This window comes from Longimicrobium sp. (genome assembly GCA_036389795.1).
GTDB lineage: Bacteria > Gemmatimonadota > Gemmatimonadetes > Longimicrobiales > Longimicrobiaceae > Longimicrobium.
Genome location: DASVWD010000263.1, coordinates 1 through 15355, shown reverse-complemented (window position 1 = coordinate 15355; position 15355 = coordinate 1). Strand labels below are relative to the sequence as shown.

Below are 15355 nucleotides of genomic sequence, written 5' to 3'. Positions count from 1 at the left end.
AGACTTTTGAGAAACGTCACTTTGGCGCACTCGGAGGTCCTACTGGGTGGTCTACAGAGCCTCCGCAGAGGGAATCAGCCACGGATTTGGGATTGATTTCGCGTGCTGAAACACCAAAGGAGCGGTTCCTCAATAGTCTCTCAGGATGACAGCGTTGGGTTCGGGTCCGGAAACACTCTCCAGAAGTATTCGACGGGAGCTGCCCACCCCCGCGCTACCGTCCCGGCACGACGAGCTCGCGGCACGGCCGGATCTCCACGGTGCCGTGCCGCCCGCCCGGGAAGCGCGACGCGATCTCGGCCGCCTCGTCGATGTCGCGCGCCTCCAGGAGGTAGAAGCCGGCGACGAGCTCCTTCGCTTCGGTGAACGGCCCGTCCGTGACCGCCGTCCGCTGGCCCCTGCGGAGGCGGACCGCCTCGCGGGAGGGCTGCAGCGCCTCCGCCTCGATGAAGTGCCCGCTGCGGCGCAGCTCGTCGTTCAAGTCCAGGTGCCCGGCGTTGAGCGCGTCCATCTCGTGCGCGGGCAGCGCGTCCATCTCGGCCTCGTCGAGATAGATCAGGCAGAGGTATCTCATCGGGTTCGCAGGCCTGGCGGGAGAAGGTGAGCGAAGGTGCGCGGGGAGCGCCGGTCCGGACCGGCGCCCCTCAGGTACGGCGCGGCACTGGCGGCGTCAAGAGCCGCGCGGCCGCGGCAGCAGGGCGTCGCGGAGGCGGCCGTCGCGCAGCAGGAGCCCCGCCCAGGCCAGCGCGCCCACGTAGGTGGGGAAGAGCACGTGGCTGAAGAGCGGGTCGCCCACGCGCACGTGCAGCACCACGGCGCCGCCCAGGAAGCCCGTGAGCAGGACCGCGCCGAGCGCCGAGGTGGCGGGGACCAGGTACAGCACGATGCACGCGAGCTGGAGGACGCCGATGCCCACGGCGAGCTCGAACGGCATCCCCAGGTCCGCGAACGCCTCCGCCACGGGGGCGGCCTGGGCCAGCTTGATGGCGGCGTCGAACGCCAGGAAGAGCACGGCCAGGGCGCTCAGCCCCTGCCCCACCCGGCGCCCTGCCCCCGCGGCCGCCGCCCGGGCGGGCGGCGCGAGGGGGATCTCCACCGCGGACCCGCTTCCGGCGCTGATCGTCGTGGCGCGCATGACCCTGTCTCCTGTCGAGGTTGGCGAACGTCCCGGCCGCACGGCCGCGGCGGGTCTTTCACCCATGCGACGAACGGGGACGGCGGGAATCGACACGGCGCCAGGGTGCGCACGAAGGCCGGGGAGGTCTCCCTCCCCGGCCCTGGCGTTCGTTCCCGGCGATCCGGCGGCGTGGTGGAGCGCGGGCGGGAGCCCGGCTCAGGAAATCACGTCGATCGAGCGGCCCACCACCACCCAGCGCCCGCCGCGCCGCTCGGCCAGCACGAGCCCGCCGTACCCGCACGTCCCGGGACAGGCGTGGGAGTGATAGAGCAGCGCCTGGGTGCTGTCGGCGTCGAAGCCGATCGCCGAGAAGACGGCCGCACCGCCGCTGCTCCCGAGCCTCCACCTGAGCCACCAGCCGGGGAAGGCGCCGAACTCGGTCCCGGACATCCATGCGACCGGCCGCTCCCCGGACAGCGCCGCGGGGAGCGGCCGCGCCGTCCGCACGTGGCGGAGGAAGTCCCGCTCCATGGCAGGGCGGAGACCGGAGAGGTGCTTCCGGTGGACGTCCAGCAGACCCGCCCCCTCCGGACCTTCGGCGCGGAACACCGGGCGGGTCTCGCGCACCACCACCAGCCGGCCGCCGGGCGCGTAGACGGCGTCCAGCACCGCCGCGTAGACCTCGGCTTCGGCGCCGGGCGGGGCGGCGGCGGGGCCGGAGCACGCGCCCGCCGCCAGGGACGCGGCGGCGAAGGCGGCAAGCCGGCGGCGGAGACGGCGGTGCATCGGCGTCCTCCCTCTACCTACCGCATGAAGTTCACGAAGGCGGTGATGATGAGCGCGTTGGTGAAGTCGATGAAGAACGCGCCCACCATCGGCACCACCAGGAAGGCGCGCGGCGCGGGGCCGTACTTCTCCACCAGCGCCTCCATGTTGGCCATGGCGTTGGCCGTGGTCCCCAGCATGAAGCCGCAGAACCCCGAGCTCATCACCGCCGAGTCGTAGTCGCGCCCCATCAGGCGGTGGATCAGGAAGAGGCAGACGGCGGCGATGAGCGCCACCTGCGCGGCGAGGACGACCAGCAGCGGCAGCGCCAGGTTCGCCAGCTCCCACAGCTTCAGCGTCATCAGCGCCATGGTGATGAACAGCGAGAGCGCCACCCCGCCCACGTCGTCGATGGTGCGCTGCGACAGGCCGATCCAGCGCGTGGCCTCGTCGAAGTTGCGGATGCCGGCGGCCACCAGCATGGCGCCGATGTACGCCGGCAGCGTGATCCCCAGCTCGGTGAAGCCGCGGCTCACCCACGAGCCCACCCACATGGCGAAGAGGATCGCCACCACGTTCTTCAGCAGGACGTAGCTCTCCTTGTCCTCGCCCTCGGGGACCACGGTGGGCTCCTCGGGCATGCGCGCCTCGACGATCTCCTCGGCCGTGGGCATGTCCACGAACGCGCGGCGGGCCCGCGCGGTGCCCAGCCGGTGCTTCTCGATGATCCAGGTGCCGATCGGGCCGCCGATCAGCCCGCCCGAGACGATCCCCACCATGGCCGCGGCCACCGCCACCGACGCCGCCGCCGGCACCCCCGCCTCTTCGAAGAGCGGCGCGAAGGCGAGCCCCGTGGCCGGCCCGCCGGTGAGCGTCACCGACCCGGCCAGCACCCCGAAGAGCGGGTGCATCCCCAGCGGCAGCGCCACCAGCGCGCCCACCACGTTCTGCGCCACCGCGAACACCGTGGCGATGGCGAAGAAGGCCAGCACCTGCGGGCCGCCGCTGCGGAGCAGCGACAGGCTGGCCCCGAAGCCGATGGTGGTGAAGAAGGCGATCATCAGCGGGCTCTGCAGCGTGGTGTCGAAGCTCACCAGCTCCGCGCCCCGCGCGCGGGCCGCCGTGATGACCACGGCCGCCAGCAGCCCGCCGATCACCGGCGCCGGCACGTTCACGCGCGCCAGCGGCGGGATCATGCGGCGGATGCCGTAGCCCAGGAAGAGGACGATCCCCGCGAAGGCCAGGGTGTGGATCAGGTCCAGTTTCAGCACGTGTCTCTCCGGTGTCCGGGGGATCGTCGGGGAAGAACGCGTGAAGGGAAGGCTTTCCGACGCGGCGGATCGCCGGCGTCGTCGGCGGGCCGTGTCGAACCTACGGCTCCCGCCGCCGCAGCGCGAGCCGGCGCAGGCCCGGAACGCTGGACCTCTCCGGCACGATGTGTTTCGTGGGGGCGAGCATGCGAGTCCGGGCACGGGCGGCATCGGCGCGAGAGCCGCCTGCCGCACACGGGCCTACCGACATCCGCCGGTCGAGGCATGCCTTAGGCAGGCCTCGCCCCTACGGATCACCCGATCGCGATCGATCAGACGTCGACGGGGGCGATGCAGGCCGCAGCGCCAGCCGGTGCGTGTGGTGCTCCGACCCGGCCGCCGGCGCGAAGCCGAGCGCCTGGTAGAAGCGCGCCGCGGCTTCCGTGTCCGTCCGCAGCGTGAGCGTGTCGAAGTGGGGGCGCGCGGCCTCGACCAGCGCGGCCACCAGCAGGCGGCCCGCGCCGCGGCGGCGGTGGGACGGGAGAACGTAGAGGTGGCGCAGGCGGCCGACGCGCGGCTCCGCCTCGTACGGGTCGAGCGTCAGGCCGCCGACGGCGACGAGGTCCGCGCCCCGCTCCACGCCGAGCAGCACCTCGCCCGCGCGGTCGAAGCGCGTGCTCCCCGCCTCGAACTCCCGCCGCAGGCGCGCCAGGAAGCGAAACCCCTCACGCTCGCTCTCGCGGATGAGGGGCTCGATCTCCGGCCAGGGCGGCGGCAGCAGCGCGCGGACGACGGGGATCATCCGGCGAGGCCGGGCTCGGCGGGCGCGCGGCCGGGCGCCGGCCAGCGGCCCGCGAGCGCGTGCAGGCCCCAGGCGAGGGCGGCGGCGAGGAAGGTGAAGAGGAAGCCCACGTGGTTGGGCCAGTACAGCCACCAGAAGAAGGCCCACACGGCGTTCAGGAGGGACTCGGCGCCGAACCCGAAGAACCACTGCAGCGAGAGCTGCTCCAGGAAGTCCCACAGGCCGCGCGCGGCCAGCCAGTCGCCCCTGAGCGAGCCGACCTCCAGCCAGAGCCAGGTGGCGAGCGCGACGCTTCCGTAGGGGCCACCGCCGAACTTCTCGAGCAGTCCGGCCGTGCGTGCGCGGATGTCCGTGCGCGCCTCGCCGGCGCGGAGCCAGCGCAGGAGCGCCCGGCCGCCGGAGACGAGCATCACGGCCGCCAGCAGCCCGGGCATGAGCGGGGAGCCGAACACGCCCGCCCCGAGCGCGGTCCCGAGCACCGCCCCGGACCCGCAGATCAGCGCGAATGCGCCCCACCCCGAGCGTCCCATCCGGGCGAGCGCGCGCAGGCCGGCCGGAGGGGTCTCCGGCTCCGTGAGAGCGGCTTCGGCCGGCGAGGAGATAGCGGTCATGAGACTTCGGTTCGGGACGGGATCGAAGCGGAAGGGACCAGCGCCAGGCAGGCGCTGGTTACGGCGGCGGGTCCCGATGGTTTCATCTGCCCCCGTCAATCTGGTCCGGCCACACGAGTTGCACCAGTAGCGGGGCACGACGCCTGCGTGCGCCGGAGGCTGTCCCGGGCGAAGCCGCGACTCTTGCGGTGAGCCCACCCCGGTCGTTACCTATGAGTGGTCCCCGGATCGCCAATTGTCCTGAAAGTACCGTAAACAGGGAGCGCATGCTGGAAAAAGAGCGGAACCTCGACGAGATGCCCGACCTGCAGCGGTGGATCGACCGCTTCCGCACGCCGCCCCCCGAGTACTCCCGGTGGAGCCGGCTCGCGGCCGTTCCGGACCAGCCGGGAAGCGCGGGCGAGCCCGGCCGGTCCGGTACGTCTCCACCCGACCATACGGGGTGAGGGATCCCCCTGAAACGATCCGCTTGACCGCGGAAGTCCTCGCGCGTATGTTAGAGACCGAACGGTCTCAAGGGGAGCGCATGCGTAGCGGCGAGCTTACGCGCGAGAACATCATCCGGCAGGCGGCGAGCCTCTTCAACCGGCAGGGGTTCGCCGGCTCGTCGATGTCGGACATCATGGAGGCCACCGGGCTGCAGAAGGGCGGCATCTACCGCCACTTCGAGAGCAAGGAGGCGCTCGCGCTGGAGGCGTTCGACTACGCGGTCGACTGCATGGCGAAGCGCTTCGCGGCGGCGCTGGAGGGGAAGCGGGACGCCGTCGAGCGGCTGAACGCCATCGTGGACGTCTTCGCCGAGCTCCCCGAGAACCCGCCCGTCCCCGGCGGGTGCCCGGTGATGAACGCGGGGATCGAGAACGACGACGGCAACCCCGTGCTACGCGAGCGGGCCCGGCGCGCGATGGACGGCCTGCGCGACCTGATCCGCCGCACCGCGGAGGGCGGCGTCGCGCGCGGGCAGCTGCGCGCCGACGTCGACTGCGACCTGCTGGCGACGGTGATGATCTCCACCCTGGAGGGCGCGGTGGCGCTCTCCAAGCTGTACGGCGACCCGCAACACGCGCGGCGCGCCGCCGAGCACCTGCGGCGGTACCTGGACGCGAGCGTCCGCGCCTGACGGCGCGCGGACGCTCTTTTTTTGCCCTGCATGCGACCGATCGGTCGCAAACCAGCGGAGGGGCGCATGGAAGCGAAGAGCTACGACGTGATCGTGATCGGCGGGGGGCCGGCGGGCTACACGGCGGCGATCCGCCTGGGGCAGCTCGGCAAGCGCGTGCTGTGCGTGGAGAAGGAGTCGTACGGCGGCGTGTGCCTGAACTGGGGGTGCATCCCCTCCAAGGCGCTGATCACCGCGGCCGCCCTGGTGGAGAAGATCCGCCACGCGGAGACGATGGGGATCCGCGCCGGCGAGCCGACCATCGACTTCGCGGCGACGCAGGTCTGGAAGGACGGGATCGTGGAGAAGCTCACCACCAACGTCGCCTCCCTGATCAGGAGCAACGGCGGCGAGCTGGCGCGGGGGACGGCGCGCCTGGTCGACGCGAAGACGGTGGAGGTGAGGAACGACGAGGGAGAGACGGTGCGCTGCGCGGCGCGCGACGCGGTGGTGGTGGCCACCGGCGCGCGCGTGGCGACGGTGCCGGGGTTCGAACCCGAAGGCGGCCGCGTCCTCACCGCGCGCGAGGCGATCAGTCTCCAGAGCGTGCCGGAGTCGCTCCTCGTCGTCGGCGGCGGGGTGATCGGGCTGGAGCTGGGGATGATGTACCAGCGGCTCGGCACGCGGCTCACCGTCGTGGAGCTGACGGACGGGCTGCTGCCGGGGACGGACGCGGACCTGGTGCGCGTGGTCGAGCGGCGGCTGAAGGCGCGCGGCGGCGAGGTGCTCACCGGGGCGAAGGCGCTCGGGTGGGAGGAGCGGGGCGGCAGGGCGGCCGTCACCGTGGAGCGCGGGGGCGAGACGCGGGTGATCGAGGCGGAGAAGGTGCTGGTCTCCGTCGGCTTCAAGCCTTCCACGGGCGGGCTGGGGCTGGAGGAGGCCGGCGTCAGGCTTGACGCGCGCGGGCACGTGGCGGTGGACGACCGGATGCGGACCTCGGTCCCCGGCGTCTACGCCATCGGCGACGTGGCGGGGGCGCCGTACCTGGCGCACAAGGCCTTCCGCGAGGCGGAGCTGGCGGCGGAGGTGATCGCCGGGCGCAACGTGCGGCGCGACTGGCTGGCGGTGCCGGCGGCGATCTTCACCGACCCGGAGATCGCCGTGGTCGGCCTGTCGGAGGAGGAGGCGCGGCGGCAGGGGCGCGCGGTGACGGTGGGGCGCTTCCCGTTCTCGGCCTCGGGGCGCGCGCTGTCGCTGGCCGAGACGGACGGGTTCATCAAGATCGTCGCCGACGAGGAGCGGGTGCTGGGGGTGGGGATCGTGGGGCCCGAGGCGAGCGAGCTGATCGCGGAGGCCGCCTTCGGGCTGGAGATGATGGCGGCGCCGGAAGACTTCGCGCTCACCATCCACACGCACCCCACGCTCTCCGAGGGCGTGGCCGAGGCGTTCAAGCACGCGCTCGGCGAGGCGGTGCACATCATGAACCGGCGGGGGGCGGCGCGGGCGGCGGGCGCGAGGCCGGTGGCGGTGGCGGCGTAGCGTCGAGGCGCGTAGCGGCTGGCATCGGCGCGGCGGCGGGGGCCCTCACCCGCCGCCTTAGAGCGGCAACCCTCTCCCAACTTCGGGAGAGGGTGGACTTTACGAGCGCGGGGGAAGGGACCTCGTGCCGGCTATCCTCTGTTCCCTGTTCCCTGTTCCCTGTTCCCTGTACCCTGCGGTTCAGCCGGTGGAGCCCAGGCGCTCCTCCAGCTTCGAGCGGTAGCCGCGCGAGAGCTTGAGCTCGGTGCCGTCCTTCATCAGGATCAGGTAGTCGCCCGCGAACCAGGGGCGCAGCTCCTTCACCCGGTCCAGGTTCACGATCGTCGAGCGGTGCACGCGGGCGAACTTCCCCGGGTCCAGCCGCTCCTCCAGCGCGCCGATCTTCCAGCGCACCAGGTACGACTCCTTCCCGGCGTGCAGGCGCACGTAGTTCCCCTCGGCCTCCACCCAGTCGATCTCGTCGGCCGGCAGCAGGAGCGCCCGGTCGCGCGTCTTCACCATCACGCGCTCCAGCCACGCGGGGCCGGTGAGCAGCCGCTCCAGCCCCTTCTGCTCCTCGCGCAGCTGCTCCAGCAGCGCCTGCACCTGCTCGCCGCGCAGCTCCTCGCCGCGCTCCTCGACCGCCGCGCGGGCGCGCTGGAACGCCTGGCGGAAGCGGTCGCGGCCGAACGGCTTCACCAGGTAGTCCAGCGCGTGCACGTCGAAGGCGCGCAGCGCGTAGTGCTCGTGCGCGGTGCAGAAGACGACGATCGGGAGCCTGGCCACGCCGCCCAGCGCCTCCAGCACGCCGAAGCCGTCGAGCCCCGGCATGTCGACGTCCAGGAAGACGACGTCGGGGTCTTCGCGGGCGATGGCCTCCAGCGCCTGGCCGCCGTCCTCGGCCTCGCCCACCAGCTGCACGCCGGGCTCGGCGGTGAGGAAGGCGCGCACCGAGGCGCGCGCGTACGGGTCGTCGTCGGCCACCAGCACGCGCACCGCCGGGCCCGCCCCGCTCACGCGGCCCTCCCGGCGCGGGCGGCCGCCACGGGGAGGGTGAACTCGAAGACGGCGCCGCCCTCCCCGCCGTTCGCGGCGCGGAGCGTCCCGCCGTGCGCCTCCACCAGCCAGCGCGCGATGGCGAGCCCCAGCCCCAGCCCGTCGCGCCCGGCCCTGCGCCCCCGCCAGAACGGTTCGAACACCCGCTCCAGCTCCTCGTCGGCGAGCCCGGGGCCGGTGTCGGCCACCGAGAACGCCACCTGCGCCCCCAGCTGCCTCGCGCGGACCACCACCTCGCCGCCGCGGGGGGTGAACTTGACGGCGTTGCCCACCAGGTTCGAGAGCACCTGCAGGACGCGCTCGCGGTCGGCGTGCACGTCGGGCAGGCCCTCGGGGGCGTCGAAGTCGAGCCGCTGCCCCCGCTCGGCGGCCAGGGGGCGGAGCATCTGCACGGCCTCGAGCACCAGCGCGCGCGCCGGGCAGGGGGCGGGCTCGATGGAGAGGCGCCCCGACTGCAGCTGCGCGGCGTCCATCAGGTCGCGGATCATGCGCGTCATCTGCCCGGCGGCCCCGCGCAGCGTCCCCGCCCACTCGCGGCGGACCTCGGGGGGCGCGTCGGCCTCCTCCAGCAGCATGTCGGCGTGGGCCACCACGGCGCCCAGGGGGTTGCGCAGGTCGTGCGAGACCACGCGCAGCACCTGCTCGCGCGCCTCCAGCGCCTCCTGCGCCTCGGCGTAGAGGCGGGCGTTGTCGACGGCGAGCGCCACGCCGCGGGCCAGCTCCTCGGCCAGCCGCACGTCGTCGGGGCCGTAGCGCCGCCCGCCGGCGCGCGTGGTGGCGAAGCGCAGCACGCCCAGGGTGCGCCCCCGGGCCACCAGGGGGACGGCGATGCCGGAGAGGAGGTCGAGCGCGCGCAGGATGCGCACGTGGTCGGCGTGGGCGCTCATCTCCTCCAGGGCGGCCTCGCCGATCTCGGGGACGAACCAGGTCTGGCCGGCGCGGATCACCCGGGCGGAGACGGTGGGCCCGTGGGGGCACTGCGGCCAGCGCCCCAGCTCGCGCGCGAGCTCGTCCTTCCCGGGGTCGACGTGGGCGCTGGCCAGGCGGTGGATGGCGCCGTCGTCGCCCACCAGGTCCACGAAGCAGAAGTCGGCCAGCGCGGGCACCGCCATGCGCACCACGCTGGCCAGGGTGGCCTGGTACTCGAGCGAGGAGGCGAGCACGGCGCCGGCCTCGGCCAGGAAGCGCTGCGCCTCTTCCTCGCGCTTCTGGCGGGTGAGGTCGGAGCAGACGCCCACGCACCCGTTCACCCGCCCCGCGGCGTCGCGGGTGGGCGCGACGTTCAGGAGGATCGGGAAGACCTCGCCGCTCCTGCGCCGGGCCAGGAACTCGCCCGCCCAGCGCCCGCCCCCGGCGATGCGCGCCAGGATGCCGGCGGCGGCGTCCCTCACCTCCGGCGCGGGGCAGGTGTCGACGATGTGGCGGCCGAGCGCCTCGGCGGCCGTCCAGCCGAACATCTCGGCGGCGGCCTCGTTCCAGTAGGTGATGTTCCCCGCCAGGTCGTTGGCGATGACGGACTCGCGGACGCCGGCCAGGAGCTGGGCCTGGAAGCGCAGGCGGTCCTCGGCGGCGCGGCGCTCGGTGACGTCTTCCACCACGCCCTCGTAGCAGACGACGTCGCCGGCCTCGTCGCGCAGCGCGCGCGCGGTCTCGCGCACCCACACGGCGCCGCCGTCGTAGCGGCGGTGGAGGAACTCGAAGTCGCGCACCACGCCGTCGCGCTCCATCATCTCCTGCCAGCGGCCGCGCTCGGCGGGGTCGGCCCAGATGTCGTCCAGGCGGGTGCGGAGGAGCTCCTCGCGCGAGGGCCACCCCGTCAGGCGCACCAGCGCAGGGTTGGCGTCCAGGTAGCGCCCGTCGGGCGTGGTGCGGTACACGCCCACGGGGATGCGCTCGAAGAGACCGCGGTACAGCTCGTCGCCGGCGTCCGGCGCGCGGAGGTCCGGGGTGCCGTGGTCCATGCTCTTCCGGCGGGTGGGGGGAGGGAGCCGGTATTTCCCCCGCGCGCGGGGTGCGGGCGCGGGAGCCCACGTGCTACCCGAGAACGCGCGAGAGGTTGCGGCCGTGTACGCAAAAGTGTCGCGTCAGGATTCGATGCCTGGGGCGGGGGGAAGGTTGGTAAAGTGCGTGAGTGCGAAAGTGCGAAAGTGCGAAAGTGCGAAAGTGCGAAAGTACGAGGCCTCGCGCAGAGACGCAGAAGCTCCTGGCTCTTCTCTGCGTCTCTGCGTCTCCGCGTGAGCCCTGATGGTTTCTCGATTCGACGTCGGGCACTGGGCGGAACGGGGCCCCAGCGTCGCTACCGCTCCCCCCGGGATGACATCCGCTGGCCCACCCTTAAACGGATCTGGGATCTCATACCGGATTCCAAGAATCAGTGTGCAATCCGGTCCTCTCGCGAACCATGTCATTCCGAGCGGCGCCGCAGCACCGATCCGGACTTCGCGCCTCAGCTGGGCGGCGCCCGAGGAATCTACTCACCCCGCCCGGACGCTGGCTCCGTGCATCGGTCCGGCCTCCTGCCGGCCGCGGGTAGATTCCTCGGGCGCCCGGCCGACTTCGGTGGCGAACGCGAGATCAGCGCATCGGGCTCCACTCGGAATGATACCACGTTTCCGAGCATTGTTCTGGTTCGCGAGAAACAGATTGGCATCACACAGAGGACACGGAGGACACGGAGAGAACTGCAATCTCTTCCGCTGTTCCTCTGTGTTCTCTGTGCCCTCTGTGTGAGACCTTTTCAGGGCTGATACCCGAACGATTCCCTGCGAAATGGTATGACAGCTTCCCAATGCACAGCGAATCTCGAAGACGGTATCATATCACGGAGGACACGGCGGACACGGAGAGCTTCGCTCGTGTACGCCGTTCCTCCGTGTCCTCTGCGCCCTCCATGAGAGTCCCGCAGTTCATTCACCAGGTCCGGACGACCCTGCTTCAGACCCCGTAGAACTTCAGGAACCAGGGGCGCACGCCCGCGAGGTTGCGCTCCGTCATGGTGTTCGCCCAGGCGGGCGTGTACCGCTGCTTCTCGTCGCCGTCGTTGTCGGTGAACGTCTTCAGCCCGCCCTCGCAGTCGGCGCTGCCGCTCCCCTTGGGCGCCTTGCACTTCTTCTTCGCGTTTTCGGGGCTGGGCATGGCGTACGGCGAGAACCAGCGGATGGCGCCCTGCGTGGTGTCGGCCGACATGTCCAGCTGCAGGATGCGGTCGGCGATCTCGCGGGTCTTGTCCGTGGCCTCCTGCCGGGTGGAGGCGGGGAAGGCGGCCAGCGCGCCGGCGACGGTGCCGGTGCCGGCGGCGATCATCTGGTTGCGGACGGCCCAGGCGATCGCCTCCTGCTCGGTGTCGTTGCCGATGCCGATCTCGGAGTAGATGATCTTGGCCAGCAGGTCTACGTTCTCCTTGGTGTAGTGGTGGTGCTTCGGGCCCGGCCCCTTGTAGGCGCGCGTCTTCACGTGGATGGTGGGCGAGATCATCTTCGCGCTGTCGGACGTGCTCGCGGTCAGGTCCTTCCCTCCCGCGATGCCGTACTTCACCGCGTCGATCTCGTGCGTGTAGTCGCCGTCGATCACGTAGCTGCCGACGTCGGTGAAGGGCTTCTTCCCGTCGAACTCCCGCTCCATGCGCCCCCCGGAGGAGGTCATCATCTGGGTGGGGCTGACGGTGAAGTCCTTGGGGCGGAAGCGTCCCCCGGCGTCCTTGAACCACGACTTGCCCCCGCCGCTCTTGTGGAGCTTGCAGGCGAAGGTGACGATGACCTTCACCTTGTCGCCCGGCTTCTCGATGAGGCCGGAGGCGGGCTCTACCCGGTGCTCGGTAACCAGATCGGCCGGTTTGACGGAGGAGCCGCACGCCGCGGAGGGCGCGTCGGGAAGCGGCGGGTTCTGGGGCGGCTTCGGCGGCCCGGCATCGGGCTTCGCGGCGTCGGGAGGCGCGCCCCCCTTCTCCGACGCCTGGACCGGGGGCGTGGTGGGGGTCTCTTCCTTCTTCTCGTCGCCGCCCGGGCAGCGCTGCAGCGAGAGGCCGAAGCGGCGGGCGAACGACGGCATCGCCCCGAACCCCAGCGCGCCGGCCGCCGCGGCGTCGGCCTCGGCCTCCAGCTCGCGCGAGACGCCGGCCGCGGGGCCGAGGCCGCCGCCGGACTGCTGGACGGTGTGGGCCAGCTCGTGCGCGAGCAGCAGGTCGCCCGTGAGGGTCCCCGGGCGGTACTCCCCCGCCCCGAACGCCACGTCGCGGCCGACGGTGAAGGCGCGGGCGCCCAGGTCCCGGGCGGCGCGCGCGGCGCGGGCGTCGGCGTGCACGCGCACCCCGGCGAAGCTCGCGCCGAAGCCGCTCTCCATCCGCGCCCGCACCCCGCCCTCCAGCGGGCGCCCGGGGCCCAGACGCGCCCGCACCGCGCCGGGGTCGGCCGGACCCGGGCCCGAGGTCCCGGCGCCCGCCTTCGGCTGCACGGCGGGGGCGGGAGAGGCGGGGGGCATCCCGTCGGCGGGGACACCCTCGGGGAGCTCGGGGACGGCGCCGGTGAGCGCCCAGCGCGCGGCCGCCCAGCGCCCCTCGGAGACCACCGCCTCCAGGAGCGCGTCGGCGTCGCCGCCCGCGGCGCCGGTGTAGCGCTGGATCGCCCGCTCGACGTGCGCGGCGGAGCGGGCCCGGTAGTAGGCGAGCCACGCCTCCAGGTAGGGGCAGTCCCGCGTGGAGCGGCCCGCGGCGGCCAGCTCCAGGTCGCAGACGAAGGCGAGGCGCCCCTCCAGCCGGTCCAGGAACTCGCCCAGGCGCACCTGCCCCGGCCCGGGCGCGGCGGAGTCGTCCACCAGCACGCCGTACGGGGACGCCCCCGCCGCGGCGTCGCCGGGGAGCGGCATCCGCTGCACGGCCCCGGGCGCGCCCTCCTCTTCCTCCTCGCAGGTGCACGGGACGGCGCCCCCGCCGCCGCAGGCGCACTTGCGCTGCACGCGGGGCCCGCCCGCCGGGGCGAGCGCGCCCGCGATCCCTCCGCGCGCCACCGCCCCGGCGGCCGCGCCGGCCTCGCGCTCGGCGGCGAGGTCGCCCGGGAGGTGCGTGGCCAGCCGCAGCGCGGCGGCCCCGGGCGCGGCCGCGTCCCGCGCGCCCGGGCGCTCCCCCTCACCCGGACGCGCCGGGTCGCGGGCCGTCAGCGCCGCGCGCACGCCGCCCTCCTCACGCGCCCCTCCCGCCGCGGAGCCGCTCCAGCGCCCGGCGCACGGCGGGGAGCGCCTCGTCCGGGGCGGTGTCCAGCGCGCGCTCCAGGGGCTCCGCGGAGCGCGGGTCCCCGCGCTCCGCCAGGCCGGCCGCGGCGGAGGCCACCACCTGCGGCCGCGGCGAGCCGAGCGCGGCCACCAGGGCGTCGAGCGCGGCGGGGACCGGGTGGCGCGCCAGCGCGTGCGCGGCGGTCACCGTGGTGGGACCGGGTCCGTCCGCCAGCGCCCGGCGCAGCACCTCGACGCCCTCCGGCCGGCCGAAGAGGGGGAGCACCGCCAGGAGCTGCACCGGGGGGTCGGCCGCCCCGGCGCGCTCCACGATCCGCGCGTGCGCCTCCTCGCCGCGCGCCAGGAGCTGCGCCAGCGCCTCGCCGCGGATCTCGTCGTACGAGGGGCCGGCGCGCGGGATCAGCAGGGCGTCGATCCACCCGTCGACCGGGTCGCGAGCTTCGCCGTTCATTTCAGGATCTTCTGTGCGTCGGCGGCCGGGAACACGTCGCCGACGGCCTTCTCGAACCCCTGCAGCGCCACGGGGGCGATGAGAGGGTCCACCCGCAGCCGCTGGAGGTAGCCGCGGACCACCGGGACCACCAGCGTCGGGTCCCACCGGTCGCGGATGACCTTGAGGTGTCCCCTGACCGCGTCGAGCGGGTCGTAGTTCAGGTCCTGCGGGGGGCTGGTGCTGCCGGGGAGCTTGAGCTTCTTCGTCTCGTCCGCGGCGGAGACCTTGGTCCAGTACGGGTACTCGCGGAGCAGGGAGTAGATCTCCGAGGGCCAGTAGTGGTAGCTCTCCTCTCCCTTGGGGAGCGACGGCTCGACCGTCCGGGCGCGGTCGTACAGCTCCTGCTGGAAGTTCGAGCCGCGGGCGTCGTAGGCCGAGTGCCCGAGCAGCTCGTGGGCGATGGTGCTCATGGCGTAGGCCTCGTCGGTCTCCACCAGGACGACGAACTCGAAGCCGATGTAGACCGTCTTCCCCGCCTGGGAGCCCTCCGTGGCGATCGCCCCGAGCGAGATCTCGTCGATCTCCTTCGGCTTCCACTCGAAGGTCGCCTCCGTGACGTTCAGCTCCGGGTGATGGGCCTGCGCGTAGGCCGCCATCTTCTTCTTCGCGGCGTTCGCCCGGTCCGTCCAGGCCTTCCTCTCGGACTTGACCAGGCCTTTCCAGCGCGGAGTGTTGCCGCCCCACCCGGGCGGCGGCGTGGAGCGCGACTTCTCGCGGGCGGCCTGGGTGGCGGCCATCTCGTCGAGGGTCTTCCCCGACTCGGCCAGTGCCGTCTCGCGCTCGACTCCGCCGAGGTACTGCGCGACCCAGTCCCGCTTGCCGTCCGCCTCGGCGATCCAGCCGAGGAGCTCGCGCAGCTCGGCCGGGAACGACGCCGACGCCTTCGCCGGACCGAGGGCGTCGAGGACCGGCTTGAGCTTGCCCGTCCCGTAGGAGTGCTGGAACGCCTTCTTCCGGTCGCCGGGGCTCATCGCGGCGTACGCCTGGAGCGCGGCGGGCGCCCCGGCCGCGGTGGCGGCGGCGGGCTCCTCGAAGATCTTGTCCGGCGCGGGCGGCGGCGGCGCGGGGGCGGGTGCCGCGGGCGAGGGGGACGCCGTGGGGGCAGCCGGCTTCTTGTCGCCGTCGCAGCGCTGGAGCGAGAGCCCGGCGCGGCGCACCGGCCAGGGGCGTGCGTCCACCAGCCCCAGCGCCCCGGCGGCCGCGGCGTCGGCCTCGGCCTCCAGCTCGCGCGACTCGCCCGCGGCGGGGGAGAGGCCGCCGCCGGACTGCTGGACGGTGTGCGCCAGCTCGTGCGCGATCAGCAGGTCGCCCGCGAGGGTGCCGGGGCGGTACTCGCCCGCGCCGAACGCCACGTCGCGCCCCACGGTGAAGGCGCGGGCCCCCAGCTCGCGGGAGAGCCGCGCGGCGCGCTCGTCGGTGTG

Annotated in this window: 14 protein-coding genes; 3 read left to right on the top strand and 11 right to left on the bottom strand. The window is 73.5% G+C overall.

The annotated features are described in order from the left end of the window. Window positions 1–214: 214 nt before the first annotated feature. The 6 genes from VF746_30220 to VF746_30195 all read right to left on the bottom strand — a co-directional run bounded on the left by VF746_30220 (window position 215) and on the right by VF746_30195 (window position 4545). Complete coding sequence (locus tag VF746_30220; protein HEX8696733.1) at window positions 215–574, bottom strand: YciI family protein; 360 nt, start codon at window positions 572–574, stop codon at window positions 215–217. 96 nt (window positions 575–670) lie between these two features. Next, a complete protein-coding gene (locus tag VF746_30215) occupies window positions 671–1135 on the bottom strand; it encodes a DoxX family protein (GenBank protein ID HEX8696732.1) in 465 nt (154 codons plus the stop codon). A 198-nt stretch (window positions 1136–1333) separates the two neighbouring features. After that, on the bottom strand, window positions 1334–1903 hold the full coding sequence (locus tag VF746_30210; GenBank protein ID HEX8696731.1) for a hypothetical protein: 570 nt from the start codon (window positions 1901–1903) through the stop codon (window positions 1334–1336). Between the two features lie 17 nt (window positions 1904–1920). Then, window positions 1921–3153 carry a sodium/glutamate symporter gene (gene gltS / locus VF746_30205; GenBank protein ID HEX8696730.1) on the bottom strand — a complete coding sequence of 411 codons (1233 nt, stop codon included), beginning with the start codon at window positions 3151–3153 and terminating at the stop codon, window positions 1921–1923. A gap of 286 nt (window positions 3154–3439) precedes the next feature. Beyond that, a complete protein-coding gene (locus tag VF746_30200; protein HEX8696729.1) occupies window positions 3440–3934 on the bottom strand; it encodes a GNAT family N-acetyltransferase in 495 nt (164 codons plus the stop codon). Next, on the bottom strand, window positions 3931–4545 hold the full coding sequence (locus tag VF746_30195; GenBank protein ID HEX8696728.1) for a hypothetical protein: 615 nt from the start codon (window positions 4543–4545) through the stop codon (window positions 3931–3933). Before VF746_30195 ends, VF746_30200 begins: the two co-directional genes overlap by 4 nt. Before the next feature lie 266 nt (window positions 4546–4811). Here VF746_30195 and VF746_30190 point away from each other — a divergent pair, with 266 nt between their 5' ends. From VF746_30190 to lpdA, 3 genes are all read left to right on the top strand, one after another. Next, window positions 4812–4991 carry a hypothetical protein gene (locus VF746_30190; protein ID HEX8696727.1) on the top strand — a complete coding sequence of 60 codons (180 nt, stop codon included), beginning with the start codon at window positions 4812–4814 and terminating at the stop codon, window positions 4989–4991. 80 nt (window positions 4992–5071) lie between these two features. Beyond that, the gene (locus tag VF746_30185) at window positions 5072–5665 is read left to right on the top strand and encodes a TetR/AcrR family transcriptional regulator (protein HEX8696726.1); all 594 of its coding nucleotides are present in this window, start codon (window positions 5072–5074) and stop codon (window positions 5663–5665) included. Between the two features lie 66 nt (window positions 5666–5731). Continuing rightward, window positions 5732–7183, top strand: a complete 1452-nt coding sequence (lpdA, locus tag VF746_30180; protein HEX8696725.1) for a dihydrolipoyl dehydrogenase — start codon at window positions 5732–5734, stop codon at window positions 7181–7183. Between the two features lie 180 nt (window positions 7184–7363). Here lpdA and VF746_30175 read toward each other — a convergent pair whose 3' ends face one another. From VF746_30175 to VF746_30155, 5 genes are all read right to left on the bottom strand, one after another. Beyond that, complete coding sequence (locus tag VF746_30175) at window positions 7364–8179, bottom strand: LytTR family DNA-binding domain-containing protein (protein ID HEX8696724.1); 816 nt, start codon at window positions 8177–8179, stop codon at window positions 7364–7366. After that, window positions 8176–10179, bottom strand: coding sequence for a PAS domain S-box protein (locus VF746_30170; GenBank protein ID HEX8696723.1), 2004 nt, complete (start codon window positions 10177–10179; stop codon window positions 8176–8178). Before VF746_30170 ends, VF746_30175 begins: the two co-directional genes overlap by 4 nt. Before the next feature lie 973 nt (window positions 10180–11152). Continuing rightward, window positions 11153–13381, bottom strand: a complete 2229-nt coding sequence (locus VF746_30165; protein HEX8696722.1) for a DUF4157 domain-containing protein — start codon at window positions 13379–13381, stop codon at window positions 11153–11155. A gap of 10 nt (window positions 13382–13391) precedes the next feature. Next, window positions 13392–13892: a HEAT repeat domain-containing protein gene (locus VF746_30160; protein HEX8696721.1), complete on the bottom strand. Its 501-nt coding sequence runs from the start codon at window positions 13890–13892 to the stop codon at window positions 13392–13394. Then, window positions 13889–15355: DUF4157 domain-containing protein (locus tag VF746_30155; protein ID HEX8696720.1), on the bottom strand; the 1467-nt coding region annotated here is incomplete at its 5' end. The genes VF746_30160 and VF746_30155, both read right to left, overlap by 4 nt.

Coding starts and splice junctions, on each gene's coding strand:
- VF746_30220 (HEX8696733.1), bottom strand. CDS start 574: ATGAGATACCTCTGCCTGATCTATCTCGACGAGGCCGAGATGGACGCG.
- VF746_30215 (HEX8696732.1), bottom strand. CDS start 1,135: ATGCGCGCCACGACGATCAGCGCCGGAAGCGGGTCCGCGGTGGAGATC.
- VF746_30210 (HEX8696731.1), bottom strand. CDS start 1,903: ATGCACCGCCGTCTCCGCCGCCGGCTTGCCGCCTTCGCCGCCGCGTCC.
- VF746_30200 (HEX8696729.1), bottom strand. CDS start 3,934: ATGATCCCCGTCGTCCGCGCGCTGCTGCCGCCGCCCTGGCCGGAGATC.
- VF746_30195 (HEX8696728.1), bottom strand. CDS start 4,545: ATGACCGCTATCTCCTCGCCGGCCGAAGCCGCTCTCACGGAGCCGGAG.
- VF746_30190 (HEX8696727.1), top strand. CDS start 4,812: ATGCTGGAAAAAGAGCGGAACCTCGACGAGATGCCCGACCTGCAGCGG.
- VF746_30185 (HEX8696726.1), top strand. CDS start 5,072: ATGCGTAGCGGCGAGCTTACGCGCGAGAACATCATCCGGCAGGCGGCG.
- lpdA (HEX8696725.1), top strand. CDS start 5,732: ATGGAAGCGAAGAGCTACGACGTGATCGTGATCGGCGGGGGGCCGGCG.
- VF746_30170 (HEX8696723.1), bottom strand. CDS start 10,179: ATGGACCACGGCACCCCGGACCTCCGCGCGCCGGACGCCGGCGACGAG.
- VF746_30160 (HEX8696721.1), bottom strand. CDS start 13,892: ATGAACGGCGAAGCTCGCGACCCGGTCGACGGGTGGATCGACGCCCTG.